Below are 18,690 nucleotides of genomic sequence, written 5' to 3'. Positions count from 1 at the left end.
AAAAATATAGATCATGAGTTATCCGCTATCAAAGTTTCATTTCTCAGTTGACTGGGGTGGAACAAAAATAGGATTTACAGAAGTTTCGGGATTAGATGTCGAAACTGAGGTTATTGAATACCGTCAGGGAGCAAGTCCCGAGTACAGCAAGATCAAAATGCCGGGCATGCAGAAATTCTCCAACATCACACTGAAGAGAGGAACTTTTAAAAGTGATAACGAGTATTATGCGTGGTGGAATACGGTAAAATTAAATACCATAGAAAGAAGAGATATTACCATCAAATTACTGGACGAAGAACACAATCCTGTAATCACCTGGAAAGTAAAAAATGCCTGGCCTACCAAAATTCAGTCCACTGATTTAAAAGCCGACGGAAACGAAGTCGCAATCGAATCTATGGAATTGGTTCACGAAGGTTTATCGATTCAAAATGACTAATCATGGCTAATTATTATCCACCTGTCGGTTTTCACTTTTTAGTAGAATTTCAGGGTCTTGGTACGAAAGAAAAAGACCATCAGTTCCAATCGGTTTCCGGCTTGTCTGTTGATATCGAGACAGAAGAAATTGCCGAGGGTGGAGAAAACAGATTCAAACACAAACTCCCTGTAAAGACAAAATATCCAAACCTGACTTTAAAGAGAGGAATACTGATTGATTCTGATGTCATTGACTGGTGCAGAAAAGCTATTGAAAATTTTTCTTTTGAACCTGTAAACCTGACCGTTAAACTACTCAATCAGGAGCATCAGCCTTTGGTTTCCTGGAATGTGGTTCACGCCTACCCTGTAAAATGGTCGGTTGAAGACTTTAACGCAGAAGAAAGCAAGCTCGTTGTCGAAAACATTGAGCTTACTTACAATTATTTCACCTTAATGAAAAGTTAGTCATGCCAATAGAAATTAAAGAACTACACATTAAAATAAATGTGAGTGAAGGATCGAAACCGGCTGCTTCTCCAAATTCTCCGAAAGGTAAAGAGGAAGAACCCGTTGCCGAATGCGTAGATCAGGTAATGAAAATTATCGAACGTAAAAAAGAACGCTAATCATGGCAGGAGAATTAGAAAAACTGAAAATCGTAGCTTATAGTGACCCGCAGTTTAATAACAAAATTGCCGATGGTAAGTTTTCTACGCTTATGAATCCGGAGAAATATACCTATCACTATAAAATTGAGACTGATGACACTCAGGCCTCAGGAACGAGTACGGTATCTCCCAAGTTCAACAAAAAACTGCCGGAGGATTTGGAACTTGATTTTGTTTTCGACCGATCGGGAGTGATCAACGGTTACAAAAGTACGGATGACGGTATTATAGATGACATCGAGAAATTTAAAAAGGTCATTCTGGATTACAACGGTGACGAACACAAACCCAACTATCTTATGATTTCATGGGGAACCTTACTTTTTAAAGGGGCTCTAACCGAGATGGAAATAGAATTTAAGCTCTTTAAACCGGACGGAACTCCGATCAGGGCTATCGCCAAAGCGAAATTTCAGGGTTTTGTGGAAGACAACCTCAGAGCAGCCAGAGAAAATAATAAATCGCCGGATTTAACGCATTACAGAATTGTAAAAGAAGGCGATACTTTACCCTTGATGACCTATCATATTTACGGTGATTCTAAGTATTATCTCGAAGTCGCAAAAGTCAATAACATTATCAATTTCAGAAAATTAAAAACAGGGCAAAAACTTTTTTTCCCACCCTTACAAAAACAATCCTGATGAACAACAGCGGAGTCATACAAACCAGTCAAAGTGCCGATTTAGTAACATACAAAATTTTAATTGAAGGTGAAGAATTGTCTAAAACCTATCAGGTAAAAAGTATTGTAGTGCAAAATGAGGTAAACCGGATTCCTATGGCTCAAATTGTTCTCACAGACGGAGAAGCTTCTGAAAGAGATTTTAAACTGAGTAATGAGGATTTGTTGATTCCGGGGAAAAAAATTGAAATCAATGCCGGTTATCACAATGATGAGGAGGCCATTTACAAAGGAGTCATCATCAAACATTCGATTAAAATAAAGAGCGGTGCTTCTTTGCTGATTATTGAATGCAAAGACGAAGCGGTAAAACTAACCATCGGCAGAAAGAGCAAGTATTTTTATGATGTAAAAGACAGTGACGCTTTTGAGGAAATTATAGGCACATACGGACTGGAAAAAGACGTTGAAGCCACTAATTTCAGCCATAAAGAACTGGTTCAGTACAATACTTCCGACTGGGATTTTATCGTTTCAAGAGCGCAGGCTAACGGAAAACTTTGTTTTGTTGAGAACGGAAAAATCACCATCAGTAAACCCGATTTGAGTTCAGCAGCTATTGAAACCATTACTTTCGGAGCAACTTTACTCGATTTTGATGCCGAAATTGATGCCCGAAATCAATTTGCCAAAGTGTCTTCGTACAGTTGGGATTATACCAATCAGGAATTAGTAGAAATCGAAGCCAGTGATCCCGGTGTAAGTCTCAATGGGAATTTATCGGCTTCTGATTTATCTGAAACTATCGAACTGGAAAATCTGGAACTGCGTCACGGCGGTACGATTACCAAAACAGAATTACAGGACTGGGCCGATGCCAAATTACTGTTTCAGCAATTGTCCAAAGTCCGCGGAAGAGTCAAATTTCAGGGAATCCCTGCCGTAAAGCCCAACACCATCATTACACTGGAAGGCGTGGGCGACCGATTCAACGGAAGTGCTTACGTCACAGGAGTTTTTCACGAACTGACGGAAGGAAACTGGACGATCGATGCCCAATTCGGATTAAATCCTGAATGGTTCTCTGAAACTTATGACATTCACACGCCAACAGGTTCCGGAATCATTCCGGCCATTAAAGGTCTTCACGCCGGAATTGTAACACAACTGGAAGGCGATCCCAATGGCGAAGATCGTATTCTGGTCAAAATTCCGATCATCAACAATGAAGAACAGGGTATTTGGTGCCGCGTGGCTTCGCCCGATGCAGGAGAAAACAGAGGTATTTTTTTCAGACCTGAAATAGAAGATGAAGTGATTATTGGTTTTGTCAGCGAAGACCCTAACAACGCCATTGTTCTGGGTATGCTTCACAGCAGTGGAAAGCCTGCTCCTATTACCGCTTTAGACGACAATCACCAAAAAGGAATCGTCACCCGAAGTGAAATGAAGGTCCTATTTGACGACGATAAAAAATCGATAGGAATTGAAACTCCTGCAGGCAAAAAAATAACACTCGACGAAGACCAGGGAGTAATTGTTATTGAAGATGAAAATTCGAATGTCATTACCATAGACAGTAATGGTATAAAAATGGAAAGCGCCGGAAACATTGAGATAGTCGCATCAGGTGACGTTAAAATTGAAGGAACCAACGTATCCTTAAAAGCCAAAGCGCAGTTTAAAGCCGAAGGAAGTGCGGGAGCTGAAATGTCTTCCAGCGCAGTGGCTATTGTAAAAGGAAGTATCGTACAAATAAATTAAAATTATGGGAGCACCAGCCGCCAGAATTACAGATATGCACGTTTGCCCAATGGTTACCGGAACCGTTCCGCATGTGGGAGGACCCATTTTACCTGCCGGTTCGCCAACCGTATTAATTGGCGGAGTTCCAGCCGCCTGTGTTGGAGATATGGCTACCTGCACAGGACCTCCTGATACCATCGCTGCAGGTTCGGCAACCGTTTTAATCGGGGGAAAACCCGCAGCACGTATGGGGGATTCAACCGCACACGGAGGCACAATAGTAGCCGGATTAGCAACCGTTTTAATTGGTTAATTATGGAAACAGAACAAGCTTTTTTAGGAACCGGATGGAGTTTTCCTCCCGAATTTAAGAAAACAACCAAAGCTGCTGTAATGATTTCTGATGAAGAAGACATTAAAAGCAGTCTGGAGATTCTATTGTCAACCAAAATAGGAGAACGTATTATGGTCCCTAAATATGGCTGTAATATAGACGAACTTATTTTTGAGCCGTTGACCAGAACCTTAAAAACGTATGTGTCTGAACTCATCAGAACCGCCATTTTATACCACGAACCGCGAATTGATGTAGAGAAAATCGACATCAGTCAGGGAGATGATTTAAATGGAGAATTATTAGTGGCTTTGGATTACAGAATCAGAGCGACCAATTCCAGAACTAATATGGTATATCCTTTCTACAAACAAGAAGGAACTAATATTTAATACCGATTGTATCTTCAATATAGTCCAATTGCATTGTACTATTTTCATATTACATCGGCATTATATCAGAAAGTATTGGACTAAAAGATAAGTAAAATTGATACAAAAAGCATTATGTGTAACAACAGCGACCATACCAACGATACCTTATTTAAAAGAAATGGCACAGATCAGGGCGACCGCGTGAATAGTATTCTCGATCCCCACAATTTGGAGCTCCATGACTTTGATAGGGAAGACTGGTTTCTTTTTACCTATAATTTTGCCAAACAGGTTAACTTTTTTGACACCACCAACAGCAAAAAAGCTTCCGGAAACTGGCAGGAAATTTTTGATCATTTTGGCTATTCGGAAGAAAACATTCCCAACAGAAAAGACAAAGATTATACGATTCTGAAACAAACTATTTCAGAAACACTTCAAGATATTGAATTCGAAGGCACATTAACGCCTCACATGACACTTTTTATCTGTTTCCTGAAATTATTGGAACTGTCTAAAGAGCGCTTTAACCGAATTACCAAAAAACACCTCGATTTCTTTTATAAGGATATTTTACAAATCGAAAAACTCGCTGCAAAACCGGATCAGGTGCATGTTATTTTCGAACTGGCCAAAAAAAGTACCGAAGAACGAATCGAAGCACAAACGCAATTAGATGCCGGAAAAGATGCTTTGGGTAACAAACTCATCTATAAAACAACCGAAGAATTAATTGCCAACAAAGCTCAGATTACGGCGCTAAAAAGTGTTTATAATGATACTAAACTAGGCGAGATCAAATGCAGTCAGGTGGCCAATTCTCTTGACGGAAAGGGAGAAAGTCTTAAGGAGGGGTCAAAATATTGGCTGCCGTTTGGATATACTTCTAATGAAGAAAAATATACAGAACTGGAAGCTGCCCGGCTTGGCTTTACCATTGCTTCGCCCCTATTGCAATTAAAAGAAGGTGAAAGAAATATCGATATTACCATTACCTTCAATGAGGCCTTTACTTATGATACCGAACCATTTAAAGAACCTATTACCGTCAATGATCTTGTTGACAACATTAGCATTTTCTGCAGTGGTGAAAAAGAATGGCTTGGCCCTTTTAAACTTATTGGAACAGCTGCCACTTCGGGTATTGCAGGAAAGGAATTGCGATTGGTGTTTCAAATTCCAAAAGACACCCCCTCCATTGTAAACTATAACCAAAAGAAACTGGGAGAGCATTTCTCTACTACAGAACCTGCTATCCGATTCTTAATTCGTACAGAAGACAAAAAAGGACATTATTTATTTAGAAATCTGGTGACCAAAACCATCAGCAGCATCGGTATCAAAGTAGACGTAAAAGATGTAAAGTCACTAGTACTCGAAAGCGACACGGGGCTGCTAAATGCCGAAAAACCGTTTTATCCTTTTACCACGCAGCCTACCAGCGGTTCGTCATTTCTTATTGATTATCCGGAAACGTTTTCAAAAAAATGGAAGAATATCAACGTTTCTATAAAATGGAAAAACACACCCAAATCTTTTAAGACACATTATCAGGCCTACAAAAAGAAATATCTGGATACCACGATAAGCCAGACTCTTTTTTATAACGCAATGTTTCTGGAAGAAATTATAAAAGACAAAGCTGTAAATCAGCCAGAAGACCCTCAGCCTAAAATAGATGTAATTGCTGTAAACATTCCGGAAAGAAGTAAGTTGGTACTCAACACAAACGACACCGATCTTATTGTAAACTCCGATGCTTATTTTAAAGGTAATGTCTCTCTCTTAAATAAAGAAAACTGGGACCCAAAAATTAAGGATGTTGTTTTGTTTACTTCAAAAGACGGAGGGTATGTAACCGAATTTCCTTTAACCGGAGGCAATTATGACATTGACAAAAGCGGCCCAATCCGATTGACTCTTAACCAATCGCTGCTGCATTCTTTGTATCCAAAAATATATACACTCGCCGTCATGAGTAAAATTGAGGATACTTTGATTCCAAATGAAGCGTATACCCCATTTGTCGAAACCATTAGTTTAGATTATACGGCAGAAGAAACAGTCAGTTTTACCCATCAAACTGAAGTAGAATATCAATCAGAAAGAATCAGATTATTTCATGAAGCTCCTTTTGGGCAGAGTGAAGAACATTCTTATTTAAAAAATATCGCCAGACAAAAAGGAGTTCTGGATGCTAATAGCGCTCTTACAAGCCGTCTCGTTCCGGATTACTGCAAAGGAGGTGAATTTTACATTGGTTTGGATGAAGCCGAAATTTTACAACAGGTGGCTTTATTGGTTCAGATACTCGAAGGAAGCGAAAACCCACAGGTGGACTCTTTTACAGGGAGACAAAAAATAGAATGGTTTATTCTTTGCGACAATCAATGGAAAAATATCGAAAATGAAATTTTAGCCAATTCGACCGATAATTTTTTAAAGTCGGGGATTCTGAAATTTGCCATTCCAAAACAGGCTACCAAGACCAATACTTTATTTCCGGACAACCTTATCTGGGTAAGAGGAAAAATGCATAAAGCTTATGATGCCGTCTGCAAAGTAATCGATATTAAAACACAGGTGGTTACAGCCGAATTTTATAATCACAATAACGAACTGTCTCATTTAGAAAAAGGATTGCCCGCCGAAACGATTTCTAAACTCATTACCCGCATCACACAGGTAAAAAGTGTGGCACAGCCTTTTAATTCTTTTAACGGAAAAGCACAGGAATCAGACGAAACCTATTACAAACGTGTAAGTGAGCGTCTTCGTCACAAAAACAGAGCAATAACACTTTGGGATTATGAACATCTTATCCTTCAGGAATTTCCGGAAGTTTTCAGAGTAAAATGCCTGAACCATACCAATAATGAAAAGGAATCCTTTCTTTCACCCGGAGATATCACGCTTATAGTGGTTCCCGATATTATAAACAAAAATGTATTTGATCTTTATGAGCCAAGAGTCAATACGGCTACCCTAAATAAAATTCGAAATTACATCAGCAATCTCAACAGTATGCATGTCGAAGTCGCTGTAATTAATCCGGAATACGAGAAAGTGATCATCAAACTCAAGGTGCAGTTTTATGCGCAATACGATGAAAACTTTTATAAAAAACAGCTCAATGAAGATATCACCAAATTCTTGTCGCCGTGGGCATTTGACACCACTCAGGACATCCTTTTCGGAATTGAATTGCACCGAAGTACCATCATTGACTATATCGAAAAATTATACTATGTAGATTATTTGGCAGAGTTAGAAATGGCGAAACTCAAAGACAATACCGAATCAGAAAATCCAAATGACAGTGCTTATCAGGCAACACTGGATTTCTTGCCGGTACTGTCACCGTCTAACCCAAAACGCATACTGGTATCGGTAAAAAACCATATCATTTCTACAAAAATCGACAGTTGTACAAAACCTAATTTCCAATCCGAAGAGTCATGTCAATATTAAATCCACATAATACAATTCCAAAAAAGGTTGCGACCGAAGATGACTTGGATTTTTTCTATCTCAGAAAAAAAGGCATTGAGTATATCGAACAGCTGGGCGGTAAATTATGGACTGATTTTAATTCGCATGATCCCGGTATCACGATGCTGGAAATGCTTTGTTATGCCATAACCGATCTCGGGATGAGAACCGATTTGCCGATCGAGAACCTCCTTGCTTCTGATGTAAAAGAAAAAGATATTCCGAATCAGTTTTTTAAGGCTTCCGAAGTATTGACTACAAGTCCTGTAACTGCTCTGGATTACAGAAAACTGTTTATCGATATTGACGGCGTTAAAAACTGCTGGCCGGCCAAGCACTACAAAACCGTTTATGTGAATTGCAAAGACGAGCAATTATCGTATAATTATCAGGATTTTAGCGAACTCCCAAGCCGCCTTAAAAAACAATTTCAACTCAAAGGTTTATACGATCTTTATGTCGATTTTGAGAGCAATAAACTTTCTGACATTAACAGCGTCAAAGACCTCATCAGAAAAAAATTCCATGCCAACAGAAACCTGTGTGAAGATCTGATTAACATTATAAAAGTCGATGAATATCCTATAAAAATATGTGCCAGCATTGAGATCGATACTCAAGCCGACGAAGAAATGGTTCATGCCCTGGTATTAACTGCATTGGATGGTTATTTATCGACCACCGTTAATTTTTATTCGGTTAAGCAAATGCTCGATAAGGGTTACACCTCCTTAGAAATTTTTGACGGGCCAGTTTTGGAACATGGTTTTATTGATACCAAAGAATTAATCGAAGCCGAACTGACCAGTGAGGTACGATTATCGGATATTATCAAACTGATTATGAATGTGCCGGGAGTGCTGACCATTAAAGATATCTCTCTTGGGAATTGCGGCGATGATGAAGCAGTGGCCAATCAGTGGCTGCTTTGTCTTGAAGAATACCAAAAACCGGTAATCTGTACTAAAAGTGTTTTCAACTACAATAAAGGCGTACTCCCTTTGAACATCAATAAAACTCAGGTGGATCTTTATCTGAAGGAAATTAATGACGTAAAAGATAAAGCCACCGATTATTCCAGCAAACACAAAGAACTGAAAATACCAAAAGGCACTTATTTAAACCCAAACAGTTATACCACCATACAAAACGATTTTCCGGATACTTACGGAATCGGAGAAGTCGGTTTACCGTCAGGAGCCACAGTAGCCCGACAATCGCAGGCCAAACAGCTTAAAGCCTATCTTTTATTCTTTGATCAGATTCTGGCCAGTTATTTTAAACATTTGGGAAAGGTTAACGAAATACTTTCGGTAAGCGGCAATCTCACTAAAACATTTTTTACTCAGGCGGTAAAAGACATTAAAGGCTTTAGCGAACTGGTAAAGGACTATCCTGAAAGCAATGACGATTATCTGACCGAAATTCTTTTTAAAGAGCTGGACAACAATATTGAAAGACGAAATGCTATTCTGGATCATCTTTTAGGGCGCTTTGCAGAACGTTTCTCTGAATATGTTTTCATTAACAAAAGTATCTATGGCAGTGCTACGGATGAGGTGGTACTGAAAAACAAAGAAGACTTTTTAAAAGATTATAAAATTGTAAGCAAAAACCGCGGCAGTTCTTTTAACTATTACCGACAGCCCAACAGTAATCTGTGGGATACGGATAATGTCTCGGGGGTAAAAAAGAGAATTGCAAGGCTTTTGGGAATCAAGAACTACAACAGAAGACATCTTTCGGATTCCTTTGTTGATCTCTATCATTTTATTGATTCCGACAATCAGCTGGTCTACCGATGGAGAATCAGGGATGATAAAAACAAAATTGTACTCTCTGCCACAACTGAGTATTACGACACCTCTATTGCCAATCGGGAAATGTATTTTGCTATTTTACAAATCATTCAAACCCGCGAATACAATGTCGAAGAAGCCTTTAAAAAAGGAATCACAGATCCGCAGGTCATCGATAACATCCAGATACACCGGTCTCCTTCCGGAAAGTATTCGTACGACATCATTAATCCGTTGATTGAAGACGTACATCATAAGGACAGAATCATTGCCAAACGATATACGTATTACAGTTCTTTGGCTAAAGTAAAGCAGTCAATTCTCGATTTAATACATTTTATGAAAGAAGTGTTTACCGAGGAAGGTTTGTTTATTGTCGAACACATGATGCTTCGCCCGGATGTGAACCAGACTATTGTAAATCCGGCAACCTTTTTACCGATCTGTACTGATGAGTGCAAGAGCTGTGAGCCTCTGGACCCTTACTCCTATCGCGTAAGTATTATTCTGCCCGGATATACTTTGCGTTTTGCCAACATCGATTTCAGAAATTATATCGAAAAAGTAATTAAGGAAGAATTACCGGCGCACGTTCTGGCAAAAATCTGCTGGATCGGCCATCGGAAAAATGAAATTCAAAATCCGGCAGAAAACGAACTTTTGCGGTTTGAGAACTCTTACAAGGATTATTTACTTGCCAAAACCCTATTGAATCAGAATCAGCCGGAGACAGAACTGATAAAGCTTATCACGTCGCTGTCACACCTTAGCAATTTATATCCTACAGGAAGGTTATTTGACTGCAACGACGAAAACGAAAATCAATTCGAGAAAATAATACTGGGAAAAACAAATTTAGGATCACTATAAATACCATTCAAAATGTTAGTAAAACTTTCAACCATAACAACGCTGTACCGAAGATTCACCAAAAATCAGGTACTAACAGAAGGACATCTTAACGAGATTGTAGATTATTTTGATGATCAGGATCGTATTTCCAGAATTGGTCTTAGTGGTGTCGGCATCATTTGCGGATTTAAGGTTTCGTACAGCCCCGTTTCAAAAGACATTACCATAACACAAGGCAGCGGTATCACGACCGACGGTGATCTTATACAACTGTACCAATCTACTCCAAACGGCGGAAAAATTATTGATTTTGAAAGTAAACAATACACGCACTATAAAGTATACGACAACAAAAAAGCAGCCTACAAACCTTATTTTTACGACGGTTCAAAACAGCTTGAAATCTTCGAACTTTTAACTGCCGAACAGCAGCTTATCGAAAATGCCAATACTTATCCGATACATTATCTTAAAAAAAATACCGGATTAGAAGTAACAGATGCCGTGGCTCTTCTGTATATCGAATCTTATGAAAAAGATTCCGATCTCTGTGTCAGTCTTTCCTGTGACAATCAGGGGTTGGAAATCATCGGCAATCACAAAGCCTTACTGGTAAGTAAAACCGTTGCTGATAAGATAAACAGTTATGATAAAATCATTAGTAAAATCAAATTCTCTAACCTGTATTACAAACTTCCGGAACTGGTTTCTAACCGCATTGTATTGCAGCCTGAAGATTTTAGCAGTTATTATGAAATCAAAAGAAAATTCACCAATGGTCTGTTCCGAAACAATGTAGTAGTCAGACTGCGAGACGGTTTTGAGATTCTATTGACCGCCTTAGAAATGCCAAACATACTGGATTCTATTAAAAAGAATCTGGCTGCCTTGTACAGTTTTGATGAAAAAAATGTACCTCCTGATTTTCAGTACCGATACGATCTGCTCAATGATTTAATTGATACTTACAATGAAATCAGACTTTTGTTGTCTAATATGGACTATGATTTTTGCTTTCCCGACATCAAATCCTTCCCCAAACACTTAATGCTGGGAGAAGTGCAAAAAAGCGGCCCTTGTTTTGAATACCGACATTCATTTTACAAATCCCCTTTGCTTACAGGACAAAACCTAAGCACCTGTAACGATTGCCTGCCTTTTGACACGCTTAACGAACCCGGGAAGAAAGACACCATTAATGAGTTTATTGTCGATTTAGAGGGTAAAGAAATTACAATCTGTTATGGAAAAAATACAGATTTACAGAAATTATACAGTCTGATCAAACGCTGCGTACAATTATTAGCCAATTACAATGTAAACTATACGTATATCAAAATCACTCCTAGTTTTGAATTGGGTTCGCTTGGTAAAAAAGCAATTCCGTTTTACAATAACGTGGGCGATCATCTTATTGAACTTTGGGATTACGAAAAAACCACTATCGGACAACAGCGCAACAACCGAAGCTATCACGATAACTTATTGAATACAAAATGGCCCAACGAAATTGTTTCAGATCACAACTTCTACAGAATCGAAGGCCATCAGGGTACAGACTATAAAAAAGCACTAAAAACAATTCAGGCCATCAGACGTCAGTACGGGTTAGGATTCAATGTTGTGGTACTCGGAGTAAAAGCCTCTGACGCGAAAAAAATGGTCGAAAATTATACGTCCTATTATCTGAACAAAAACCACGGATACGAGCACAAATCCGGTGTAGCCCCCGGCGGTACATTTGTCATGATCTATATTGAAGGAGAGTACAGTCAATATCCTTATTACTATGGCTATGGTTATCCGTACGAATATCCGCGCGGAAATTCGCTCGCAGGTGATTTTGAAAAAGAAAGCGATAAAAAAGAACCCGGAGAATCCATTGTACTAAATCCGGTAATAGCCGATTTTACTCTGCCGTATTTATGCTGCGATGATAATTTCATCACACTGTCCTTGCCTGTAAACCATATCTGTTTTGATGAAACAACGCCTTACTTCCCGTTTCACGTAACGCCAACCGGAGGTTTTGTAAAAGCCGATGTAGACGAAGATTTGAATGGCGGAGTGACCAAAAATCAATATGGAGAATTTGTTTTTGATCCAAAACTGGTCAGTGAAGAACTCATTGGAAAACCGATAACTTTTACCGTAAATAATTTTGAAACCAACTGTCAAATAACCATTTTCAGAAAGCCGAAATTTGATTTCACTTTTGTTTTCCCGAAATCGCTTAATAAGGATGGTGTTGTGGTTGATTTCAGTATTAGCGGTGAGAACCAGAAAGGCATGAAATATGTTTGGGATTTTGGTGATGGCAGCGAACCTGTCGCTACTACTGAAACAACAATTCAGCATATTTATGCTTACGAAGTACCGGCTAAAGAAAGCTATACTTTTCAGGTGAAAGTTACAGGTGAAAACGGAAACTGTAATGCTCAGGCGCAGCATCCGGTGACCTACGAAATTCCTGTCGTTGTAGGCATCGACACCAGAAACATCTGCAAAAACGATATTAAACCACATGTTTTAACCATGGAACCAAATAGCAAGAAAAATGTCCTATCTGGTCTCGGTGTTTCTCAAAATGATGCCGGTCAGTACATTTTTATCGGTAATAATGTTCCTAAAGATGTTATTCAGGTTTTTGTACAGATCAACGGTAAACCTTCGAATCTTATCATTACAATGGTGAACCCGCCTGTAGCTTTATTTAGTTTTACCATCAGAAACAGTCAGCTTGTATTGGCAAACAACTCTACGGATGCCATAAAATACATCTGGAACATTGACGGAGAGGTTGTAGAAACAGACTCTGTTGAACCTATCACACGACCAATTTCTCTATATAAAAATGATGTGATCAAAGTATCTCTTACAGCATTGAATAAAAGATGCGGTGAATCAATAGACGGTCCGAGAGATATCCGCATTCGTGAAAAACCGACTGAGAATCCATGTCTGACAAATGCAGTAGAATTCGTCAAAAAAACAAACCTGACTTTTGAAAAAATCAACCAGCAGCCTGAATTACAAAAATTCAGTAAAGAGACTCTTTCGCTGATTACTGAAATTCAGAAACAATTTACAAGTGTTGAAAAAGAAACCAATGCTTATATCAATGGAGATTTTAATAATGTATTAATCGAAATGTTTACAGACGGCATTTACAGTAATTTGTTGCTGGCTCCAAAAAATGCAAGAATGGAAGAGGAAAAAACAGTACTGAGTTTCCTTACCGAAAGTCATATTTCGCTTTTCTATACCATTATAAAATGTCAGCCTGCAGAACTGATAAACAAATTCGAAAAACCATTTACAACCATTACGGCACGTATAGACAGCTTGTTACAAGGTTTTGTGAAAAATCAGTATAAGACCGATCCTAAAGGAACCTTAAAGGCTTTCTTAACCGATCAGAAGATTCCGTTTAAGGACATCAAATTTATTCTGGAAGCCATCGACTCACAACTAAAAAGTTTAAACTAAATGCAGCACCTTGGCAGCCATCTTATCAACAAGCTGTTTCTGGAGGTCAATACCCAATCTAAAGAGAAGGCGTATTACCTCAAAGATCATCTGGATACGTTTCTAAAAGAAGAACTCCTTCCTCTTTTAGAAACCTATTTTGATACGCTCCATACCCAAATACCGCTGTACAGTATTCAGATCGAGAAATTAGACCTAAACCTTTCTGTCTCTCCCGAACTTAATTTTAATGCTCTAAAGCTGGAAATTTTAAATCAGATTCAAAAACAAATTGACGATCAGATTCAAAAAGGTTTTCCCGATACCGAACGTTACAAATTAATGAACCGCGAAGAAAAAAACAGTGATGAATTCTTCATTTTTCTGGAAACGGGAACCAGTCCCTGGTGGGTGATTACCAGTGACCATAACTATGGTAACGGCAATGGGAAGAGCAATGTTAATACTCCCCCTGGTCCGAAAGAGGGTCCTCAATTACAAAAAAATATTGGAGACAAAACTTTCGGCTCGAAATTGCGAAATGCATTGAAAAACTCCCAAATCAGAACCCGTTTCATCAAACAATTATCAGACGCACAGATTTATGATATCCTTAAAAAAACACTTCTTTTGACCGCCGATGATAAAGAAACAGCCACCAAAATGATTGAGAAGATCCATCGCAATATGCGCAAACTTGTTTCGAAATCGAAACAGGGCTTAAATCAGCGCAATCTAATTTGGGAGATCGTCTTTTCACAATTATTACAGCATGATGAGGGGCTGACAAAAGAAAAATTAGTGCAGCTAATTGCTTCTTTTGTTTCTATAAGTCAGGAAAACCTGAAAATCATCTTGGAACAAATCAGGCAAAATGTATCCGATAAATCAGTACTCTCCGTACTAAGCAATCTTGCTCCCGAAATAGCCAATATAAAAGCTCTTTCTGAACAAATCGCTTCCGAAATTCTTCCGGAAAGCGATAAAGAAGAATTCTTAAAATTAAAATTTTCAGAAACTGACAGATCTCCTGAAGTTGCTAACGAAACTCATCCTGATACTAAAATGGAAACTCAAAATAGGGAAGCTCGAGATTTAAAATCTGGAAATAAGAAGGAGGAAAAAAATCGTAAAGTTGGTGATCCTGATAAAAAGAAGAAAACCGAAGAAAATCGGAATCCTTATTCAAAATCTCCGAAAACCGATGCTACAGAAATGGCAGAAATTAATGCTCTTTTGAATCGTAACAAGGAAATCGAAGGCAAAAATGAAGAACCCAAGGATCCGGAAGACTGGCATTCGGCATTATTCCCTGCTGACGGAGCAACTTCGGATGTTCCTTCTTCACACTATGTAAACAATGCGGGACTAATACTGGTGCATCCTTTTTTGAAACATCTTTTCGGGAATTGCGGTTTACTCCGTAAAGACAATACGATAAACGATCCCGAAACTGCCGCCCATCTGCTGCACTATATTGCGACAGACCGGGAGCAGGATTATGAATCTCAAATGCTGTTCGAAAAAATATTGTGCAACATCCCCATAAACAGACCTATAAACCGAAACATTATACTCGAGGAAGAATTTAAAGATCAGGGCAAAGAAATGCTGCAAGCCGTTTTAGACAACTGGCCGATTATGAAAAATTCTTCTATAGCCCTATTACAAAATGAGTATTTACAAAGACCCGGTAAAATAATTCTTAGTGAAGACAATCCGAAAGTCATTGTCGAAAGAAAAACACAGGACATCTTATTGGATAAAATCAATTGGAATCTCGGAATTGTAAAACTCGCATGGAAAGACAAGATCATTTTTGTGGACTGGTAATACTATAAAATATGGAAACCGAAAAAAACACATTTCTAAAAGAGGATGAGCAAAATATTTTCTATGAGCAAAAACAAGCTCTCAAAAATATTTTTGAAAACCTCGATATCACAAAGATTGCCTTTGTAGGCGGAATTGCGGATTACATTAACCTCCGTGCTTATTATGATATGCCCATAAATGATATTGATATTATTTATGAAAATGAAGACGATTTATCACTCATTAAAGAAAATGAAGGGATCACTCGTTTTTTCAACCGCTTCTATGATCTGCAGGGAGAAGTTTTGGTTTCAGAATACCTGATCAACGATAAAAATGTCCATACGGATTATTACAAAAGAGATTTCTCTAAAATAGGCCTGACACAATCCTATTTATTAGGTGAAATGGTATGGCACGCCACCTTTGATGAAATGAAAACATTTCATAATGACCAGATTCCGAAATTGACCTCAGACGCAACGGGTGAAAAATACGAATGGAAAAGACTCTATAAACACAGTAAAAAAGCTTCGTTATACAACAACGTCTGCTATCTGGATGAAAAACAACAGCTGCAAACCTTAAGCGATATTTTATGGAAGAACCAAGAATAATATACAGCCTGAACGCTTTTCCTCTGATCAATAATCGTTGGCAAATGGGCAATAAACTTAAGGAAACCGTTTACATGACTGCTTTGAGTATTTTGTACAGTCATCTTTGGTACAAAGACATTGAGCTTTATGCAGACGAAACTGCCTATAACTTTTTGTATATGCTGCCCTGCAGAATCACAAAAATGGACAAGGAGCACAATAAAGAATTGTGGATGAAATCAAAAATTCATGCCATCGAAAAGCAAACTAAACCGTTTGTTCACCTCGATACGGATGTATTTATAAAAAAGAAAATCAATTTCAATTTCGACTCCATTATTCTCGAACGCAGAGAATGCGGTTATGAAGCACACTATAAAAAGCAAATCGATTTCTTTAATCAATATACTCAGGATCTTCCTTACTGGCATCCTGATTTAGGTCTTTCCTACAGCTGCGGTATACTGGGATTTAATGACCTTACACTGCGGGATAAATTTATAAAGGCCTATTATGATCTGGAAAAAATCTATACCACAAACCGTAAGGAATTCGAGCCATTAAAACAACAGGGGTTTGAGCCCTGTATTGTGATCGAGCAATACAATCTGGCTTCTGTATTAGACTATAACAATATTACTCCTACCCTGCTTCTTAAAGGAAAAAATATAACCGAACAGAGTAAACACGCTAATGAAATAAGCTACAGTCATCTCTTTGGTATTAAAAAGTACAAAAAAGACATTACGGAAGAAATTGAATATCGATTGTTTAAAATATTTCCATACTGGTATGCACAAATAAAGATCGAGCTGGAAAAACATCAGATCATACCAAAAGAAGAAATCAGCTCTCCAACGATGCTCGCATCGTAGCACCTTTTTATTCAGGAAAATTAATCCGTCAAGAATAAAGAGATAATTATTGGTTTCAAATAATAAAACAATGAAGTGATGAGAACGCTAGAAAATAAAAAACCAATTCCTCAATCCTCCTCTTCCGCTTTTTTTGGGCCTAAAATCCAGAAAAAGCTAAAAACCGGTACAGTCGGTGATCAGTTTGAGGTTGAGGCAGACCGGGTTGCCGATAAAGTAGTCAATAATAATTCGTCAGGCGGAAGTCTGCTGCAGTCGAAAGAAAACATACAGCAAAAACCAATTGCAGAGACCATCTCTTCTGTTCAGAAAAAATCCGACAAGAAAGAAGAAGAAAAACCAGTACAAAAGAAATCCGATAAGAAAGAGGAAGAGAAACCGGTTCAGAAGAAATCAAATAAAAAAGAAGAGGAAAAGCCGGTACAGAAGAAATCGGATAAAAAAGAAGAAGAAAAACCCGTTCAAAAAAAATCCGACAAGAAGGAAGAAGAGAAACCGGTACAAAAGAAATGCGCCGATTGTGAAAAAGAAGAAAAAGTACAGTCTAAAGAGCAAAAAGAAGAAGACAAGGCCGTACAAAAGAAAGAGCAAAATCCCGATGCCGAAATCGAGAATAACGAACTCGAAGGAAAACTGGACCACTCAAAAGGCGGCGGAAATGGCTTAGACAAAAAAACCAAAAAAGAAATGGAATCGGGTTTTGGAGCTGATTTCAGCAATGTAAAAATTCACACTGATACTAATGCTGTCCAAATGAGTCAGGAACTGGGAGCGCAAGCTTTCACCAATGGCAACGATGTCTATTTTAACAAAGGAAAATACAATCCGGATTCCCGGGAAGGGAAACATTTGCTGGCACATGAATTAACCCATACCATTCAGCAAACCGGAGCCAAACAAAAATCAGCAACCGTTCAGAAATCATCTATTGAAAACCATCCCGAGGATTTGCGGGCGGAAAAACCCGAAAATCCTCAATTTAAAGGTAATAATCCGCTGGAGAAAACCAATGACGATGAAATGTTAATCTCAAAAGGACAAAAAGGTCAGTACATTACAGCATTACAAGAAGGGCTATTAGAAACTGGTCAGAGTTTACCCAAATACGGAGCCGACGGAGATTTTGGAAATGAAACCCGCAATGCTGTAATTGACTTTCAAAGTAAGAATCAACTAGATGTTGACGGTATAGTGGGGCCTCAAACCATTGGTGCTCTCGACAACAAACTGGTAGAACAAAAAGGAGGAAAAAAAGGCGGATGCGAAGATACCGTTAATTTTCAAAAAGGACCTTTTCTGAGCGAAGAAAGTGCGGGGTTTTTCAGTACGGCACAATGTCCAAAAGTTACTATTACAATAGACGCTACGGCTCAAATTGTAAACTTTCACAATTGTGCTACACTCGAAATCAGCATCGATCATGTTTCAAGAACTAAGAGAACCATACAAATCAATAATGCAGGAAAAGGACATCTGACTGAAACCTTCAAACTGAAACATCACGATGATATCCATAAATTATTTTTCACCATGCCTTCCGACTGTAAAGGAATGGGCGATACATTCACGGTAACAGGAAGTATTCATCGTCATTCATAAATTTAGCTTTTTATTCAA

The 18,690-nt window shown here is 38.4% G+C and carries 14 protein-coding genes; all 14 read left to right on the top strand.

Annotated elements, in window-relative coordinates; all coding sequences use genetic code 11:
* Window positions 1-13: 13 nt before the first annotated feature.
* The 14 genes from ACAM30_RS12775 to ACAM30_RS12710 all read left to right on the top strand — a co-directional run bounded on the left by ACAM30_RS12775 (window position 14) and on the right by ACAM30_RS12710 (window position 18,672).
* A complete protein-coding gene (locus ACAM30_RS12775) occupies window positions 14-442 on the top strand; it encodes a phage tail protein (RefSeq protein WP_202702187.1) in 429 nt (142 codons plus the stop codon).
* A gap of 2 nt (window positions 443-444) precedes the next feature.
* Window positions 445-891 (top strand): phage tail protein, encoded by a 447-nt coding sequence (locus ACAM30_RS12770; protein WP_017497867.1) that lies wholly within the window; start codon window positions 445-447, stop codon window positions 889-891.
* A gap of 2 nt (window positions 892-893) precedes the next feature.
* Entirely contained in the window at window positions 894-1,052 is a 159-nt protein-coding gene (locus tag ACAM30_RS12765) for a DUF5908 family protein (RefSeq protein ID WP_369615011.1), read from the top strand.
* Window positions 1,053-1,054: 2 nt separating this feature from the next.
* Window positions 1,055-1,738 carry a LysM peptidoglycan-binding domain-containing protein gene (locus tag ACAM30_RS12760; protein ID WP_369615010.1) on the top strand — a complete coding sequence of 228 codons (684 nt, stop codon included), beginning with the start codon at window positions 1,055-1,057 and terminating at the stop codon, window positions 1,736-1,738.
* On the top strand, window positions 1,738-3,483 hold the full coding sequence (gene vgrG, locus ACAM30_RS12755; RefSeq protein WP_369615009.1) for a type VI secretion system tip protein VgrG: 1,746 nt from the start codon (window positions 1,738-1,740) through the stop codon (window positions 3,481-3,483). Before ACAM30_RS12760 ends, vgrG begins: the two co-directional genes overlap by 1 nt.
* A 4-nt stretch (window positions 3,484-3,487) precedes the next feature.
* A complete protein-coding gene (locus ACAM30_RS12750) occupies window positions 3,488-3,778 on the top strand; it encodes a PAAR domain-containing protein (protein ID WP_017497863.1) in 291 nt (96 codons plus the stop codon).
* A 2-nt stretch (window positions 3,779-3,780) separates the two neighbouring features.
* Entirely contained in the window at window positions 3,781-4,191 is a 411-nt protein-coding gene (locus ACAM30_RS12745; protein ID WP_369615008.1) for a GPW/gp25 family protein, read from the top strand.
* Window positions 4,192-4,305: 114 nt separating this feature from the next.
* Window positions 4,306-7,644, top strand: a complete 3,339-nt coding sequence (locus ACAM30_RS12740; RefSeq protein WP_369615007.1) for a baseplate J/gp47 family protein — start codon at window positions 4,306-4,308, stop codon at window positions 7,642-7,644.
* Entirely contained in the window at window positions 7,632-10,334 is a 2,703-nt protein-coding gene (locus ACAM30_RS12735) for a hypothetical protein (protein WP_369615006.1), read from the top strand. Before ACAM30_RS12740 ends, ACAM30_RS12735 begins: the two co-directional genes overlap by 13 nt.
* Before the next feature lie 12 nt (window positions 10,335-10,346).
* The gene (locus tag ACAM30_RS12730) at window positions 10,347-13,805 is read left to right on the top strand and encodes a PKD domain-containing protein (RefSeq protein WP_369615005.1); all 3,459 of its coding nucleotides are present in this window, start codon (window positions 10,347-10,349) and stop codon (window positions 13,803-13,805) included.
* Complete coding sequence (locus ACAM30_RS12725) at window positions 13,806-15,617, top strand: contractile injection system tape measure protein (protein ID WP_369615004.1); 1,812 nt, start codon at window positions 13,806-13,808, stop codon at window positions 15,615-15,617.
* A gap of 11 nt (window positions 15,618-15,628) precedes the next feature.
* Window positions 15,629-16,216 carry a hypothetical protein gene (locus ACAM30_RS12720; RefSeq protein WP_369615003.1) on the top strand — a complete coding sequence of 196 codons (588 nt, stop codon included), beginning with the start codon at window positions 15,629-15,631 and terminating at the stop codon, window positions 16,214-16,216.
* Complete coding sequence (locus ACAM30_RS12715) at window positions 16,198-17,073, top strand: DUF6734 family protein (protein ID WP_369615002.1); 876 nt, start codon at window positions 16,198-16,200, stop codon at window positions 17,071-17,073. Before ACAM30_RS12720 ends, ACAM30_RS12715 begins: the two co-directional genes overlap by 19 nt.
* Before the next feature lie 78 nt (window positions 17,074-17,151).
* Entirely contained in the window at window positions 17,152-18,672 is a 1,521-nt protein-coding gene (locus tag ACAM30_RS12710) for a DUF4157 domain-containing protein (protein WP_369615001.1), read from the top strand.
* Window positions 18,673-18,690: the final 18 nt, after the last annotated feature.

Origin of the sequence: Flavobacterium sp. CFS9 (assembly GCF_041154745.1) — a bacterium.
GTDB lineage: Bacteria > Bacteroidota > Bacteroidia > Flavobacteriales > Flavobacteriaceae > Flavobacterium.
This window is presented reverse-complemented; position numbering and strand designations above follow the sequence as displayed.

Bases quoted from the DNA above. Each gene is read 5' to 3' on its own strand.
- ACAM30_RS12775 (WP_202702187.1), top strand. From the start codon at position 14: ATGAGTTATCCGCTATCAAAGTTTCATTTCTCAGTTGACTGGGGTGGA.
- ACAM30_RS12770 (WP_017497867.1), top strand. From the start codon at position 445: ATGGCTAATTATTATCCACCTGTCGGTTTTCACTTTTTAGTAGAATTT.
- ACAM30_RS12765 (WP_369615011.1), top strand. From the start codon at position 894: ATGCCAATAGAAATTAAAGAACTACACATTAAAATAAATGTGAGTGAA.
- ACAM30_RS12760 (WP_369615010.1), top strand. From the start codon at position 1,055: ATGGCAGGAGAATTAGAAAAACTGAAAATCGTAGCTTATAGTGACCCG.
- vgrG (WP_369615009.1), top strand. From the start codon at position 1,738: ATGAACAACAGCGGAGTCATACAAACCAGTCAAAGTGCCGATTTAGTA.
- ACAM30_RS12750 (WP_017497863.1), top strand. From the start codon at position 3,488: ATGGGAGCACCAGCCGCCAGAATTACAGATATGCACGTTTGCCCAATG.
- ACAM30_RS12745 (WP_369615008.1), top strand. From the start codon at position 3,781: ATGGAAACAGAACAAGCTTTTTTAGGAACCGGATGGAGTTTTCCTCCC.
- ACAM30_RS12740 (WP_369615007.1), top strand. From the start codon at position 4,306: ATGTGTAACAACAGCGACCATACCAACGATACCTTATTTAAAAGAAAT.
- ACAM30_RS12735 (WP_369615006.1), top strand. From the start codon at position 7,632: ATGTCAATATTAAATCCACATAATACAATTCCAAAAAAGGTTGCGACC.
- ACAM30_RS12730 (WP_369615005.1), top strand. From the start codon at position 10,347: ATGTTAGTAAAACTTTCAACCATAACAACGCTGTACCGAAGATTCACC.
- ACAM30_RS12725 (WP_369615004.1), top strand. From the start codon at position 13,806: ATGCAGCACCTTGGCAGCCATCTTATCAACAAGCTGTTTCTGGAGGTC.
- ACAM30_RS12720 (WP_369615003.1), top strand. From the start codon at position 15,629: ATGGAAACCGAAAAAAACACATTTCTAAAAGAGGATGAGCAAAATATT.
- ACAM30_RS12715 (WP_369615002.1), top strand. From the start codon at position 16,198: ATGGAAGAACCAAGAATAATATACAGCCTGAACGCTTTTCCTCTGATC.
- ACAM30_RS12710 (WP_369615001.1), top strand. From the start codon at position 17,152: ATGAGAACGCTAGAAAATAAAAAACCAATTCCTCAATCCTCCTCTTCC.